Source organism: Burkholderia sp. Ap-955, from assembly GCF_011753045.1.
Lineage (GTDB): Bacteria > Pseudomonadota > Gammaproteobacteria > Burkholderiales > Burkholderiaceae > Burkholderia > Burkholderia lata_D.
Genome location: NZ_VWWH01000131.1, coordinates 1 through 14,321 on the forward strand (window position 1 = coordinate 1; position 14,321 = coordinate 14,321).

Genomic DNA, 14,321 nt, shown 5'->3' on the forward strand with positions numbered 1-14,321 from the left:
ACTTGCCCGACATGTTCACGGGCGAGCCGTGCGTCAGGTGGCCGCCATGCGCGAGGCTCATGCCCATGATCGTGTCGCCCGGCTTGAGCATCGCGAAGAACACGCCCTGGTTCGCCTGCGAACCCGAATTCGGCTGCACGTTCGCGGCTTCCGCGCCGAACAGCTGCTTCACGCGGTCGATCGCCAGCTGCTCGACCACATCCACGTATTCGCAGCCGCCGTAGTAGCGCTTGCCCGGATAGCCTTCGGCGTACTTGTTCGTGAGTTGCGAGCCCTGTGCGGCCATCACCGCCGGGCTCGTGTAGTTTTCCGACGCGATCAGCTCGATGTGATCTTCCTGGCGGCGGTTTTCCTGCTCGATCGCGGCAAAGATTTCGGGATCGACGTTCGCAATGGTGCTTTGGGCTCTGTCAAACATACGGTTTCCGTTAAGTGTGTACAGGTTGACCGGAGCGGCCGAGTACGGTGCGCTGCTGGCGGGACCAGCTCGACGTGGCGGAAGAATCCGGATGACGCGAGGCAGGACAGCCACCGGCGATGCACGCGACGGCGCACAACGGCTGCCCAGGCGAACGGCAAAAACGGCGCCCCGCGCTTCACGGTGGGATGCTCCACCTTGAACCCGAAGGGTTCTATCGCCAGTCACGCAGGGGTGATGAGCGCGTTAGTGTATTGGATGCGTCATGAATAGGCAACCGCACGGCAGTGCGCCGGAAGCAATTGGGGCCAGACTCTACGCGCCCGTGCGGGAACGCTTTGCCGCCTTGCCGCGGTGCGGCAATCTCAGTAGGCTTGCGGGATATCACTCGCTATTTTGTCATCGACCAGGAGCAGCAATGATCGTGTTCGTCACAGGCGCGTCCGCCGGCTTCGGCGCCGCCATCGCCCGTGCCTTCGTCAAGGGAGGCCACCGCGTCGTCGCGACCGCGCGCCGCAAGGATCGTCTCGATGCACTCGCCGCCGAGCTCGGCGATTCCCTTCTGCCGCTCGAGCTCGACGTACGCGATCGTGCGGCCGTCGAGGCCGTGCCGGCCGCCCTCCCCGCCGAATTCGCCGCGCTCGACGTGCTCGTCAACAACGCCGGCCTTGCACTCGGCGTCGAACCGGCCCAAAAGGCCAGCCTCGACGAATGGCACACGATGATCGACACGAACTGCACGGGGCTCGTCACGGTCACCCACGCATTGCTGCCCGGCATGATCGATCGCGGCCGCGGCCACATCTTCAATCTCGGCTCGGTCGCGGGTTCGTACCCTTATGCGGGCGGGAACGTCTACGGCGCGACCAAGGCTTTCGTCAGACAATTCAGCCTGAACCTGCGCGCGGACCTGCTCGGCACGCCGCTGCGCGTCACCGACATCGAGCCGGGCCTCTGCGGCGGCACCGAATTCTCGAACGTCCGCTATCGCGGCGACGACGCCAAAGCGGCGAACGTCTACAACAACGTCCAGCCGCTGATGCCCGAGGACATCGCCGACACGATCTACTGGATCGCGACGCGCCCGGCGCATGTCAACGTCAACACGATCGAGCTGATGCCGATCGCCCAAGCCCCCGGCGGCCCGACCGTCCACCGCGGCTGAAGCCACGCGGGCCCGGCCCTTCCGGGCCGGCCCGCGGTGTGCTACGGCATACTACATTCCGTTACGAATCGGTTACGAATCAGGCTCTTGCCTTCCGGTAGAATGCGCGCCATGACCCAGCCTACCCGCTCCCCGGAAGCGCCCTCCGGCTTCATCTGGCCGGTGCGCGTGTACTACGAGGATACCGACGCAGGCGGCATCGTCTTCTATGCCAACTACCTGAAGTTCTTCGAACGTGCCCGCACCGAGTGGCTGCGCGCATGCGGCATCGACCAGCGCCAGCTCGCCGACGATACCGACGCGATCTTCGTCGTCCGCAGCACGTCGCTCGACTACCGCGCCCCGGCGCGACTCGACGACACGCTGGCGATCACGAGCCGGCCCGGACGCATCGGCCGCGCATCGGTGGAATTCGCGCAGGAAGCCTGGTGCGGCGACACGCTGCTCGTGGCCGGACACATCCGTCTCGGCTGCGTCGACCGTACCGGCATCCGGCCCGCGGCCATCCCGCCGGCCGTGCTCGACGCGCTGCAGCGCGGGCCCGTCATCAACGACGGGCAGACTGCACTGTCAACGAAGCTCGCATGAGCGCCGTTTAGACGAAGCCTATGAACTTGCGTTTCTGATTCGATACTAAGCAAGGTTCGGCGCCAGGCATGGCCGGCGCGCCGCGCCACACGCATACCGGGCGCCCCGAAGGGACGTTACTCAAACCTCTATGAACACTTCTCAAGACCTGTCGATCATTTCCCTCGTCCTCAACGCGAGCGTGCTGGCCCAGGCCGTGATGGGGCTGCTGCTGCTGCTGTCGCTGATGTCGTGGACCTTCATCTTCCGCAAGTGGTTTGCGATCCGCCGCGCACGCGCGCAGACCGAACGCTTCGAGAAGGATTTCTGGTCGGGCGGCGACCTGCAGGCGCTGTATCAGAGCGCAGCCAACAACCGCCACACGATCGGCGCACTCGAGCGGATCTTCGAATCGGGCATGCGCGAATTCCTGAAGGCGAAGGAAAAGCGCATCAGCGATCCGGGCCTCGTGCTCGACGGTGCGCGCCGCGCGATGCGCGCGTCGTTCCAGCGTGAGATGGACGTGCTCGAAGCGAACCTCGCGTTCCTCGCGTCGGTCGGCTCGGTCAGCCCGTACATCGGTCTGTTCGGCACGGTCTGGGGGATCATGAACTCGTTCCGCGGTCTCGCGAACGTGCAGCAGGCCACGCTGGCGAACGTCGCGCCGGGCATCGCCGAGGCGCTCGTCGCCACCGCGATCGGCCTGTTCGCCGCGATTCCGGCGGTGGTCGCATACAACCGCTACGCGCACGACATCGATCGCCTCGCGATCCGCTTCGAGACCTTCATCGAAGAGTTCTCGAACATCCTGCAGCGTCAGGCCCAGTAAGGAGCGCGCCATGGCAGGAAGCCCCATCCGATCCAGCATGCGTGGCGGCCGCTCGCGCCGCGCAATGGCCGACATCAACGTCGTGCCGTACATCGACGTGATGCTGGTGCTGCTGGTGATCTTCATGGTCACCGCACCGCTCGTCGCCCCGTCGATCATCAACCTGCCGACCGTCGGCAACGCGGCGCCGCAGGAGCAGACGCCGCCCGTCGTCGTCAACATCAAGGCCGATCGCACGATGAGCGTCAAGTACAAGGGCGACTCGGGCGCGACCCAGGAAGACACGATGTCGAAGGCCGAGCTCGACAGCTTCATCGTAGCCCGGCAGGCTGACCATCCCGACCAGCCGGTCGTGATCGCGGCCGACAAGACCGTGCAGTACGATGCCGTCATGACCGTGATGTCCGATCTGAAGGCGCGCGGCGTCAAGCGCGTCGGCCTCCTCGTCAAATCGCAATGAACCGGCAGCAATCCACGCGCAGCTCCGCCTACCCGCCTCAGCCTCCCCGCGAGCGCGGCACCTGGCGCGCATTCGCGCTCGCCGCGCTGATGCACGTGCTGCTCGCGCTGTTTCTGTATCACGGCGTGCAGTGGCAGAACAGCACGCCGGCCGGCGCCGAAGCCGAGCTGTGGACCGAAGTGCCCGATGTCCCCGCGCCGCGGCCCGTTGTCACACCCGCGCCGCCCGTGAAGGTCGCGCCGCCCGCGCCCCCGGTGCGCGACGAACAGGCCGACATCGCGCTGCAGCAGAAGAAGCGGCAGCAGGAAGCGGCCGCGCGTGAAGCGCTGCTCGAGCAGCAGCGCCGCGCGCAGCAACTGAAGGCCAAGCAGGAAGAGGAAGCCCGGCGCGCGCAGCTCGCGGCGCAGCAGGCAGCCGCACTCGCCGCGCAGAAGGCCGCGGAGCGCGACAAGCAGAAGCAGGCCGACAAGCTCAAGCAACAGCAGCTCGCCGAGCAGCAGAAGCTCGAACAGCAGAAACTCCAGCAGCAGAAGCAGGCGCAGCTCGAAGCGCAGCAGGCGGCGAAGGCGAAGGCCGACGCAGCCGCGAAGGCAAAGGCGGAAGCCCAGGCCAAGGCGAAGGCCGAAGCCGCGGCGCGCGCGAAAGCCAGTGCGGCAGCGAACGCGAAGCTCGACCGCGAGCGCAGCGCACGCCTGGCACAGATGCAGGGCCTGTCCGGCGCCGGTGAAGGCGGCGGCGAAGGCCTCGCGAAAAGCGGCACGGGCACGGGCTCAGGCGGCAATGCCGCGACGCCCGGCTATGCCGACAAGGTGCGCCGCCGCGTCAAACCGAACATCGTTTGGGGCGGCGAGCGAGCAGGCCTGACCACCGTCGTCAAGATTCGGTGCACGCCGTCCGGTGACGTATTGAGCGCATCGGTTTCCCGCTCCAGCGGGAATTCGGGGTGGGATCAAGCCGTGGTGAATGCGATCCACGCGTCGGTCCCCTTGCCGCCCGATTCTAACGGTCGTACCCCGTCGGACATTACGATTACCTTCAAGGCGGCGGAGTGAAAAGAAATGCGCTTACACTCCGGGCGTCGCTGTCGGGCGGGAACGAATCGGGTATTTTTACTGTCTCTGCCGTTGCGCAGCGATCCAAGCCATACGGGAAGCAACAAGCATGAGTTTGATGACAAAGCTAGGTTTCAGGGCACTCGTGGCCTCGTGTCTGATTACGGCGGGCAGCGCCGCTAACGCCCAGGTCAACGTGCTGATCACCGGTGTCGGGTCGACCCAGTTCCCCATCGCCACGGCGAATTTCGCGAATGAGGCGAACCTGCCGCAGCAGGTCACGTCGATCGTCCGCGCCGACCTCGCCCGCAGCGGCAAATTCACCAACATCGACGCGGGCAGCACGCCCGTGCCGGAGAGCGCATCGGTCGATCTCGGCGCATGGAAGGCCAAGGGCGCGAATGCGTTCGTCGCCGGCAGCGTAAATCGCGAGGCGAACGGTCAGTACAAGGTCAACTTCATCCTGTACGACACCGTGAAGCAGCAAAGCCTCGGCGGCCTGTCCCTGACGGCCACCGACACCACGCTGCGCACGGCCGGCCACAAGATTGCCGACTACATCTACCAGAAGCTGCTCGGCGTGCGCGGCGTGTTCGCCACGCGCCTGTCGTACGTGATCAAGACCGGTAACCGCTACCAGCTGCAGATCTCGGATTCGGACGGCCAGAACGCGCGCATCGCGCTGTCGAGCACCGAACCGATCATCTCGCCGTCCTGGTCGCCGAGCGGCACGAAGGTCGCGTATGTCTCGTTCGAGCGCAAGAAGCCGATCGTCTACATCCACGACCTGCCGACCGGCCGTCGCTACATCGTCTCCGACCAGAAGGGCAACAACAGCGCACCGGCGTGGTCGCCGGACAGCAACACGCTGGCCGTCGCGCTGTCGCTGACGGGCAATACGCAAATCTATACGGTCAACTCGACGGGCGGCGGCCTGCGCCGCCTCACGCAGAGCAGCTCGATCGACACCGAGCCGTTCTACTCGCCGGACGGCCGCTGGATCTACTTCACGAGCGATCGCGGCGGCGCGCCGCAGATCTACCGGATGCCGGCACAGGGTGAAAGCGCCGGTGCCGCGCAGCGCGTGACTTTCACCGGCAGCTACAACACGAGTCCGCGCATCAGCCCGGACGGCAAGCTGCTCGCTTACATCTCCCGCACGGGTGGGGGCTTCAAGCTGTACGTTCAGGATCTGCAGAGCGGCGCGGCGAACGCCATCACGAATACGAATCGCGACGAATCGCCGAGCTTCGCGGCAAACGGCCAGTACGTTCTGTACGCTACCCAGTCGGGTGGTCGCAATGTTCTGGCAGCAGTGCCCTCCGACGGCAGCGCGCCGCCGCAAATCCTGTCCGTCCAGGGCGGCTCCGTTCGTGAGCCGTCGTGGGGGCCCTTCATGCAATGACCACAAGGAGAGTAAACATGATGTCGAATAAGGCTCGTCTGGCCCTGGCCGTGATGATGATCAGCGCGCTCGCAGCGTGCAAGTCGGGCGTGAAGCTCGACGACAAGGCAAACAACGCGGGTGCGGTCAGCACGCAGCCGAGCGCCGACAACGTCGCGCAAGTGAACGTCGATCCGCTGAACGACCCGAACAGCCCGCTCGCGAAGCGCAGCATCTACTTCGACTTCGACAGCTATTCGGTGAAGGACGAGTACCAGCCGCTGATGCAGCAGCACGCTCAGTACCTGAAGAGCCACCCGCAGCGCCATGTGCTGATCCAGGGCAACACCGACGAACGCGGCACGAGCGAGTACAACCTCGCGCTGGGCCAGAAGCGTGCGGAAGCCGTCCGTCGTGCGATGGCACTGCTCGGCGTGAACGATTCGCAAATGGAAGCCGTGAGCCTCGGCAAGGAAAAGCCGCAGGCAGCGGGTCACGACGAAGCATCGTGGGCGCAGAACCGTCGCGCCGACCTCGTCTACCAACAGTAAGTAACGGAAGAATCGCCGTATGACGCACCGTGTATCCCTGCTGCGCATTGCTGCAGCATTCTGCGTCGCCGGCGCGGCGTGGTCGGCCGCGCCGGCGCACGCCGGCGTGTTCGACGACAACGAAGCGCGCCGCGCCGTGCTCGATCTGCGCAGCAAAACCGACAACCTGGCGAGCCAGTTGTCCGCCGCCCAGCGTACGATCCTCGATCAATCCGGCCGTCTCGACCAGCTGAACCAGCAGGTCGCGACGCTGCGCGGCGAGAACGAGGACCTGACGAACCGGCTGACGACGCTCGAGCGGCAGCAGAAGGAGTACTACCAGGATCTCGACACGCGGCTCAAGAAGTTCGAGCCGCAGCAGGCGACGATCGATGGTGTCGAAGGCACCGTGCAGCCGGGTGAAACGGATGCGCTCAGTGCGGCGCAGCAGCAGTTCCGCAACGGCAACTTCAAGGCGGCCGCGGCTTCGTTCCGCGCGTTCATCGCGAAGTATCCGCAGAGCCCCTACCAGCCGACCGCGCAGTACTGGTACGGCAATGCGCAATACGCGCTGCGCGACTACCGCGGTTCGACTGCAACGTGGCAAGGGATCGTCAGCAAGTTCCCGCAGCATCCGCGCGCAGCCGACGCCCTGGTGGCAATCGGCACGAACCAGCTCGAACAAGGCCAGAAGGCGGCCGCGAAGAAGACGTTCGAGCAGGTCGTGTCGCAGTACGCCGGGTCGAACGCTGCGCAGACCGCGCAGGGCAAGCTCGAGACGATCAAATAATTATCGCGGCGGGTTGTTGACAGCCCGACAGTCCGTCGCTATAATCTTTTGCTCTTCGGGTCGTTGCCCAAGTTGTTGAAGCAACGAACCGACAGGTTTCAAGAACGTGGGGTGGTAACTCAGTTGGTTAGAGTATCTGACTTTTAATCAGAGAGTCGAGGGTTCGAGTCCCTCCCACCCTACCAACTATCTTTGATAGTGCAAATTAAAGCCTCCCAAGTGGAGGCTTTTTTGCGTCTGTCGCATCTGTATCAATGCGCGGCATCCCGGCGATGTCGGCAACACACTCAGCCGCACCCTCCCGACTCCGCTACCGGACAGGGCACGCACCATGCCCCGCCCGTGCATCAGCGCACGCTCACGTCGCGCAGTACGTCACCATATCCCGCATACAGATTGCCGTCGGGCAACAACCGCCGCTCCGCAAGCTGCCGATGCACGACCGGCAGTTGATGGAACGGCATCCGCGCGAACAGGTGATGTTCGATATGAAAATGAATCGCGTGCGGGCCGAACAGGAACGTCTGCCACGAACGCCGGACGATCGTGCGCGCGTTGCGGCTCTGGTCGGCACAGGCCGGCAGCCCCGCATGCTCGAAGATCGCGCGTACCTGCCCGGCGAGCGGCAGCAGCGTGACGGACGGCACGATCCACAACGTGACGTACAGCAGCGGATGTCCAGCCCATGCGAGCGCGCCGAACAGCACACCGTTGCCGGCCAGCATCGACGCGACTTCCCACGCGGCGTACGCACGCGACTTCCCGACCTTCGGCATTGCATGCGCAAACTCGCCGCGGGCCAGCTTCACGACGCTCGTCACGTAGCCGATCCCGCATGCGTACGCGAGCAGGCGACCGATCAACCGCCGGCGCGTCACCGGATAGTCGTGCACGCCGAACAGCAGCGCGACGGGATCGTCCGGCTCCATCGGTGCGCGATGGTGTTTCAGATGGCCGGCACGATACGTCCGCAGCGACAACCACAGCGGGCCGGCCGCGAACAGTTGGCCCAGCGCGTCGTTGGCGCGCCGGTTCCGCGCCAGCAAACCGTGCGCACCTTCGTGCATCATGACCGCGAGCGCAAGCTGGCTGCGCGCGATCACGATCGCTGCCAACGCGTACACGAGCGGATGCGCAAACACGATCGCAACCGCGAACGCGGCGGCGATCATCAGCCAGTCACCTGCCAGCGCTGCGCCGACGCGCGATGCGCTCACGCGAAACAACGCCGGATCGGGCACGAACCGCGCAAGCCCGGCATTCGGCCCGGCTTGGTGAACACGGGTATCCGTCACGCGAGCCTCCCGCGCAGCGATCGCCGCTCGACCCACAGCGCACTGACCATCGCGAGTGCCACGCCGCCCAGCACATCGGCCACCGTATGCTGCTTGAGCGTCAGCGTCGACGTGCAGATCAGCAGGCCGACCGCCACGGTCACGAGCCGTCGCCGGTCCGCCAGCATCCGGCAGGCAAGGCACGTCACCGCGACATGCAGGCTCGGAAAGCCATTGGCCGCGAGATCGAGCTGCCACATGCGCGCGAGACGGTGACGCACGAACGTGTTGCCGATCTCCGCGACGTCGGGCCGCGGCACGGCCTCCGGAAACAGCAGGAAACACACGACACCGAGCACGAACGCGATCAGCACGGCCTCCTTGAACGCGGCGAACGCGGGCGGCCGCGCATACGCGGCAAGCACAATCACGAACGGAAAGAAGCCGACATAGACGAACCACGACCACGCGATGAACGGAATCCGCACATCGATCGACGTGGCAAACACGAAGCGCGGCGTGACGCTGCGCTCCAGCAGAAAGAAGATCGCGAGGCCGGCTGCCATGCCGAACGTCGCGGCCAGCATCTGCCGGATGTCGGGCCGGCGATCGTCACGAAACGACAGCGAATTCATCGTGGTGCCGGCGCCTCGCATCGCGTCTCCGTATCGGCCACCTTCGCGTGCGGAAGCAACGCGAGGAGGCGTGACGTCCATGCGTCCACACGCGCACGTGCGTGCTCGCGGCCGGCGATCGTCCCTGCCCGCGTACCGGGATGGCGCATCAGTTCGGCGGCAGCTTGCCCGACTTCCCGCCGGAACGCGGCCGCGTCGCCGCGCCACGTGACGACGCGATGCACGAGCTGCAGTTGCGCGACGCGCGCGGCGTTGCTCGCCTGCTCGGGCTGGTCGGACTGCACGAGCAGGATCGGGCGGTGATACACGTGTGCGATCGACAGCGCGGCCATGCCGGGTGCGGACACGATCAGCGGAGCATGGGCGGCGCGCGTCACCCAGTCGGCGTCGACGCCGGTCCAGCCGTCGTGCCCGGCATAGCCCTCGCCCACGCGATGGGTGGCGAGCCCCGCGTCGCGCATGCCGGCGGACAACGCATCGGCGAGCGCGATATCGCGAAAGTGCGGGTTCAGATAAATGGCGGCTGCAGCCGGCTCCGAAGCCGGCCGCTCGGCGACGATCGGCACCGGCGTCGGCAGCCGGCAATGCGTGCGCGATCGCCGGACGTCATCGGCGGCATCGTATGCAAAATCGTGTTCGATGCAGCACCGCGCCGAATCGATCTGCCAGTCGACGATCCGTGCAAATGCACGCGCCAGTGCGCGCGGCAGACGTGCGTCGAAATTCGCGGTCAACGCGCGGCGCAGGCTGCCGCCGTACACGTGGACGATGCGGCGTCGCCAACCCGGCATCGCGCCCATGAACAGCAGCGCCGGATGAAACGAGTCGTTGATCACGAGATCGGCATCGCGGACGATCGCACGCAGCCGCGCGATGTCACGCGGCATGCGCGTCGGCCTGAACACGTAGTGCGCGACATTGCGATCGGTCGCGTCGCGCAGCATGTTCTGCCGTTCGTCGAACTGCACCGCGTAGTGACGGGACAGCACGGCCGCGTCGATGTCGAACGCAGCCAGGAACGCCTGCCCCGCATCGGACGTCGTCAGCACGTCGACCTGCGCGCCGGCCGCACGCAGCGCATGCACGAGCAGTTGCGCGCGCATCAGGTGGCCGCGTGCGTCGGCCGTCGCGAGATAGACGATTCGCGGCATCATGCGCGCGGACGAAGCGACTGGAACCAGCCGGCCGCGACCATCGCCAGCGCGCCCGTCACGCCGAAACCGGCTTCGATCGCGCGGATCTCGTTCAGCAACGCGGCGAGATGCGCTGCCTCGGACGGCGCAACCAGACGGCGCAGCGTGTCCGAGCAGAGCCGGACATGCCGCGTCTCGTCGGCGAGCACGCGCGAGAGCAGCGGGTACAACGGATGTGCATCGCCGATCGTCGCGCAGTGACGCGCGAGCACACGCATCGCCATCTGTTCCGCACACAGACCCGTCGCATAGGCCGGCACGAGCACGCCTTGCGAGAAATGCGGCGCATGCCGCTGCGCAAGCCGGCGCCATCGCATGATCTTGCGCCGGCTCAACCAGTCGGGCTCATGCGGTGCAGTCGACGGCGCGACGCCGCGCTCGCGCAGCGCATCGGCGAACGCCGCGGCGTGGCGACGCTCGTCCGCGAGGTGCTGCTCGATCCGCGGCGCAAGCCAGTCCGGTGGCTGTCCGGTCCAGTCCTCGTGCAACGCGCACTCGGTCGCTTCCTCGCCGATCAGGTACATGCGCAGCACCCAGCGCTCGCCATGTGTACTGCGATGCAACTGCCGGATCGCCGCCCGCTTGAGGCGATCGACGAGGTACGCGCGCACCCGCGCCGCCCCGTGCGGCACGGGCGCCTCAAGACAATCGAAGCGTGCATCGTGCGCTGCCTGCGGCGACGCCGGCAGTTCGCCTGCCGCGCTCATGCCGGCTCGCCTCGTGCGGACGCAGATTTCGTCGCAGCCGCCGCAGCGCCGGCAGGATCGCGACGCCATCCGAGGATCAGGCCGATGAAGCTTTCCTGCATGAACGCGTGCGCGGATGCGGTCGCCCCCGCAAATGCTTCCTCGCGGCCGTTCACGCGCAGATAGCCGCTGCCGTCACGCGCGCCGAATTCGATCCGGTCGTTCTTCCTGAAGCCGCGCGTGCGCATGTCCTTCACCAGCGCGCTGCCGTCCAGGCCGAACAGGAACAGCTCGCGCTGGGCGACCCACACCGGAATGTGATTGCTCAGCGCATCGAAACGAATCGTCCAGGTGCCGGCTGCGAGTGCGCGATCGACGTCGGCATCGTGCGGCGCGTTCGACGTAAAGCTCGCACGCGCGACCGACTTCGTCAGGCCGCCGACGCCAAGCCCAATCGTGATGTCATCCGCGGACGGCTGCTTCGGATCGGTCGCGCTCACCTTCACGAGATGCCGCGCGAGCCGCGATGCAAGCGACGGATGCGCGAACAGTGCCAGCGTTTCATCCGGCGTGAGTACGTCGCGCTCGCCGTCGCCCTCCTTCACCCGCACGCGATACGGATCGATCCGGACATCGGTGAACGTGCCGCGCACGGGCGCATGGACGTACACGTCGCGGTCCCATTTCGCGCCGTCGCGACGCAGCAGCACGTGCACGCTCAGCGGCACGCGCCGGCCGTCGCCGTCGACGCCCGTGCCCTGCAGCAGCACGTCGCCGAGCACGTCCTTCGTGCGGCGCGCTGCATCGCTCGAGAAGACGATCGCGTGCGCATCGGTATCGACGCTCGCGTGAACGTCCGGCGCATCGAGCGCAACGCGATTGCAGTCCGCGGCGGCCGCGTTCGCGAACGGGCAGCCGCTTTGCGATGCGAAGTGGTAGATCCCGCGTCCCGCATGGTCGACCGGCGCGGCATGGGCGCCGACGCTGGCGGCAAACAGGGCGAGGCAGGCAACACGGGTGGCGAGAGAGGACATGGTCGTGGTCAGGATGGATGGAGGGTATCGGCGTGTCATGGCCGCGCATGATGCGCGGCGCCGGTTCAATGACGGTGATAGGACAGCGCGTCGAGATCGCGCCGGGCCGATGCGCGCCCGGTGAGACCGAAACCGCGTGCGAGCGCGCCGAGCGTATCGACGGCGGACGCCGCGATCGTGACCCCGACGGCCGCGAGATAGCGGACGGCGCCAAGCTGCGGCAACTGCTGGCGATTCAGCGCGCGCAGGCTGTAGCCGAGCCGCATCGCCATCACGCAGAACGGGCCGAGCGGGCCGCTGCGGCCGAGCCACTGCCATCCGCGCGGCAGGTACGCATTCACGAGATACGGCGTCAGCCCGACACTGTCCTCGCCGCGCATCCAGCGCAGCTTCAGCGATTCGCGTTGCGTGTCCGGCAGCCGATGTTCGGTGTGCGCGTCCGGCGCGAACTCGACGGCTACACCAGCCGCCTGCATCCGCAGCCCCATCACCTGGCAATGCGCGCGATAGACGCCGCCGAGCGGCTCGTAGCGGAATCGCGCGAACACGTCGCGCCGGAACGCGACGTTGTTCGCGTAGAAATTGCGCGTCGCACCGTCACGCAGCGGGCTCGGGAAATACATGAAATCGATCGACGTCAGCGCGATGCCGAGCACGTTCGGCGCATAGCTGGTGCGCCCCGCCACCGCGGCGGGCGCATCGCCCGCTTCGCGCGCGAACGGCGCGAGCAGGTGCTCGAGCCAGTCGTCGGCCGGCCGGCAATCGGCATCACCGAACACGACGATGTCGCAGCGGGCCGCGTCGACGTGGTCGAACCCGTCGTTCTTCGCATCGTAGTAGCCGGTGCTCGCGCCGATCTCGACGAAGTCGATCGGGCGGCCGGCCAGCGCGGCGATCTCCGCGCACGCATCGGCCGGCAGGCCGTCGTGCGTGATGATCCATTGCGCGAGTGCCGCGGGCGGCACGGTCTGCCTCGACAGCGCCGAGACGAGGCGCTTCAGGCTGTCGACGGCCTGCACGAGCCCCGCGCCGCCGCGCAGGTTGTTCGTCTCCAGCACGAGCGCGGCCTGCGCCGCCACAGCGCGGGCCGCCGCGCGGGTGTGCCGCGTGGTTTCTGTGAAGTCTGGCATCCGGAATATCTCCATCGTCATGCGCACCGGCATGGATGAAACGAATGGGCGGGGAGCCCGCCGCGCATCGGCGAATGCGGGTCGCCCGCGACCGTCGTCGCAAAGCGGGCGGCCTGGAAGGCGCCCGCTTCGCGTGCCGTCACTCCTGGACGGACGGCGCCGATTCGGCGTCGGGATAGCGCGGCTTCGCGTTCTGCAGGTCGCGCGTGTTCTTCTGCACGGCGACCGAGCCGAACAGCGCGAGCACGAACGACATCGCGTAGAAGCCCTTTTCGCTCAACTGCAGCGTCGCGTTGAAAAGGCCGACGACCAGCAGCGCGATCGACAGCAGCAGCGCGATCCAGCTGAGGCCGTAGTAGATGCCGGTGACGGGAATGCCTTCCGCGCGGTCGCGGACGCTCTTCTGCAGCGAGATGGCCGCATACAGGCCGAACACCAGCACGGTGAAGTAGTAGCCCTTCTCGTTGAGCTGCATGCCGGCGTTCCAGAGACCGATCAGGAATGCCGCGAAACCGGCGAGCAGCGCGGCCCACGACGCGGCCACGAACGCGAACGACGGCTGCTGGATGGTGGTCTGGTTCATTGCTTTGCCCTCTCTTTCTTTTTGTTCGAAATCGTTTTCGTTGAACTGCGTTTCGCGCATGGTAGCAGCTTTGGCGCGTGCCACGACAGCCTCGCTTGCAGTCTTACATGCCGCGCTGCGCCCGCCGCCAGCGTCCCGGCGTCGTGCCGAGCACAGCGCGAAACGCCTTGCCGAAGGCGGCTTCGGACTGGTAGCCGACCGCCTGCCCGATTTCCGCCTGCCCGCGCTGCGTGTCCTGCAGCAGCGCGCACGCGTGCATCATCCGGATCTGCGCGACGAACGCGCCGACGCTCATCCCGGCTCGCTCGCGGAAATGCCGTGCGTACGTCGCGCGCGACATCGCGGAGGCGTCGCCGAGCGACTCGACCGTCCACGGTTTCCCCGGCGCCTGCAACACGGCCTGGACCGACGGGCCGAGCCGCGCGTCGGCCGCCAGCGCCAGCCAGCCGGACGGCACGCGCGCACCCCGACCGTATGCGCGCAACGCGTACGCGAGCAGCGCCTGGCCGAGCGCGTTCACGATCGCGCCGGCGCCCGGCTGCCCGTTCGACGCCTCGGTGCGCAGCACGCTCGTCAGCAGTTGCAGCGGCG

The 14,321-nt window shown here is 66.8% G+C and carries 16 protein-coding genes, 1 tRNA gene, 1 pseudogene and 1 riboswitch; of the genes and pseudogenes, 9 read left to right on the forward strand and 9 right to left on the reverse strand.

All coding sequences use genetic code 11. The features are described 5' to 3' along the window. Positions 1-418: pseudogene (gene glyA / locus F3J15_RS34635) on the reverse strand (serine hydroxymethyltransferase); the annotation flags it as partial. A 137-nt stretch (positions 419-555) separates the two neighbouring features. Then, positions 556-656: riboswitch (ZMP/ZTP riboswitch) on the reverse strand. Positions 657-836: 180 nt separating this feature from the next. On the opposite strand from glyA, the gene F3J15_RS34645 reads away from it, so the two are divergent. The 9 genes from F3J15_RS34645 (at position 837) to F3J15_RS34685 (ending at position 7,380) form a co-directional block, all read left to right on the forward strand. After that, positions 837-1,583, forward strand: coding sequence for an SDR family NAD(P)-dependent oxidoreductase (locus F3J15_RS34645; RefSeq protein WP_089445009.1), 747 nt, complete (start codon positions 837-839; stop codon positions 1,581-1,583). Positions 1,584-1,685: 102 nt separating this feature from the next. Beyond that, positions 1,686-2,171, forward strand: coding sequence for a tol-pal system-associated acyl-CoA thioesterase (ybgC, locus tag F3J15_RS34650; RefSeq protein WP_069247243.1), 486 nt, complete (start codon positions 1,686-1,688; stop codon positions 2,169-2,171). A 130-nt stretch (positions 2,172-2,301) separates the two neighbouring features. Next, positions 2,302-2,979 carry a protein TolQ gene (gene tolQ, locus F3J15_RS34655; protein ID WP_021157170.1) on the forward strand — a complete coding sequence of 226 codons (678 nt, stop codon included), beginning with the start codon at positions 2,302-2,304 and terminating at the stop codon, positions 2,977-2,979. Positions 2,980-2,989: 10 nt separating this feature from the next. Continuing rightward, complete coding sequence (gene tolR, locus F3J15_RS34660) at positions 2,990-3,439, forward strand: protein TolR (RefSeq protein WP_089445007.1); 450 nt, start codon at positions 2,990-2,992, stop codon at positions 3,437-3,439. After that, complete coding sequence (gene tolA, locus F3J15_RS34665; RefSeq protein WP_069247242.1) at positions 3,436-4,491, forward strand: cell envelope integrity protein TolA; 1,056 nt, start codon at positions 3,436-3,438, stop codon at positions 4,489-4,491. The genes tolR and tolA overlap by 4 nt, the downstream gene beginning before the upstream one ends. A 109-nt stretch (positions 4,492-4,600) precedes the next feature. Further along, positions 4,601-5,896, forward strand: coding sequence for a Tol-Pal system beta propeller repeat protein TolB (gene tolB / locus F3J15_RS34670; RefSeq protein ID WP_069247241.1), 1,296 nt, complete (start codon positions 4,601-4,603; stop codon positions 5,894-5,896). Between the two features lie 17 nt (positions 5,897-5,913). Next, positions 5,914-6,426, forward strand: a complete 513-nt coding sequence (gene pal, locus F3J15_RS34675) for a peptidoglycan-associated lipoprotein Pal (protein WP_011351072.1) — start codon at positions 5,914-5,916, stop codon at positions 6,424-6,426. Positions 6,427-6,445: 19 nt separating this feature from the next. After that, a complete protein-coding gene (ybgF, locus tag F3J15_RS34680; protein ID WP_166896908.1) occupies positions 6,446-7,195 on the forward strand; it encodes a tol-pal system protein YbgF in 750 nt (249 codons plus the stop codon). Between the two features lie 108 nt (positions 7,196-7,303). Continuing rightward, a tRNA-Lys gene (locus tag F3J15_RS34685) sits at positions 7,304-7,380 on the forward strand. A 162-nt stretch (positions 7,381-7,542) separates the two neighbouring features. On the opposite strand, the gene F3J15_RS34690 is transcribed toward F3J15_RS34685, so the two are convergent. The 8 genes from F3J15_RS34690 to F3J15_RS34725 form a co-directional block, all read right to left on the reverse strand. Continuing rightward, entirely contained in the window at positions 7,543-8,490 is a 948-nt protein-coding gene (locus F3J15_RS34690) for a fatty acid desaturase family protein (RefSeq protein ID WP_166896910.1), read from the reverse strand. Beyond that, the gene (locus F3J15_RS34695; RefSeq protein WP_240159297.1) at positions 8,487-9,125 is read right to left on the reverse strand and encodes a phosphatase PAP2 family protein; all 639 of its coding nucleotides are present in this window, start codon (positions 9,123-9,125) and stop codon (positions 8,487-8,489) included. The genes F3J15_RS34690 and F3J15_RS34695 overlap by 4 nt, the downstream gene beginning before the upstream one ends. After that, complete coding sequence (locus tag F3J15_RS34700) at positions 9,101-10,258, reverse strand: glycosyltransferase family 1 protein (RefSeq protein ID WP_166896912.1); 1,158 nt, start codon at positions 10,256-10,258, stop codon at positions 9,101-9,103. The genes F3J15_RS34695 and F3J15_RS34700 overlap by 25 nt, the downstream gene beginning before the upstream one ends. Continuing rightward, positions 10,255-11,004: a hypothetical protein gene (locus tag F3J15_RS34705; protein ID WP_166896914.1), complete on the reverse strand. Its 750-nt coding sequence runs from the start codon at positions 11,002-11,004 to the stop codon at positions 10,255-10,257. The genes F3J15_RS34700 and F3J15_RS34705 overlap by 4 nt, the downstream gene beginning before the upstream one ends. After that, positions 11,001-12,017 carry a hypothetical protein gene (locus F3J15_RS34710; RefSeq protein ID WP_240159298.1) on the reverse strand — a complete coding sequence of 339 codons (1,017 nt, stop codon included), beginning with the start codon at positions 12,015-12,017 and terminating at the stop codon, positions 11,001-11,003. The genes F3J15_RS34705 and F3J15_RS34710 overlap by 4 nt, the downstream gene beginning before the upstream one ends. A 65-nt stretch (positions 12,018-12,082) precedes the next feature. After that, a complete protein-coding gene (locus F3J15_RS34715; RefSeq protein WP_166896918.1) occupies positions 12,083-13,147 on the reverse strand; it encodes a glycosyltransferase family 2 protein in 1,065 nt (354 codons plus the stop codon). A 139-nt stretch (positions 13,148-13,286) separates the two neighbouring features. Then, complete coding sequence (gene yiaA / locus F3J15_RS34720; RefSeq protein WP_069249222.1) at positions 13,287-13,730, reverse strand: inner membrane protein YiaA; 444 nt, start codon at positions 13,728-13,730, stop codon at positions 13,287-13,289. Positions 13,731-13,833: 103 nt separating this feature from the next. Then, positions 13,834-14,321 (reverse strand): AraC family transcriptional regulator (locus F3J15_RS34725; protein ID WP_166896920.1); only part of this gene is annotated, 488 nt, incomplete at its 5' end.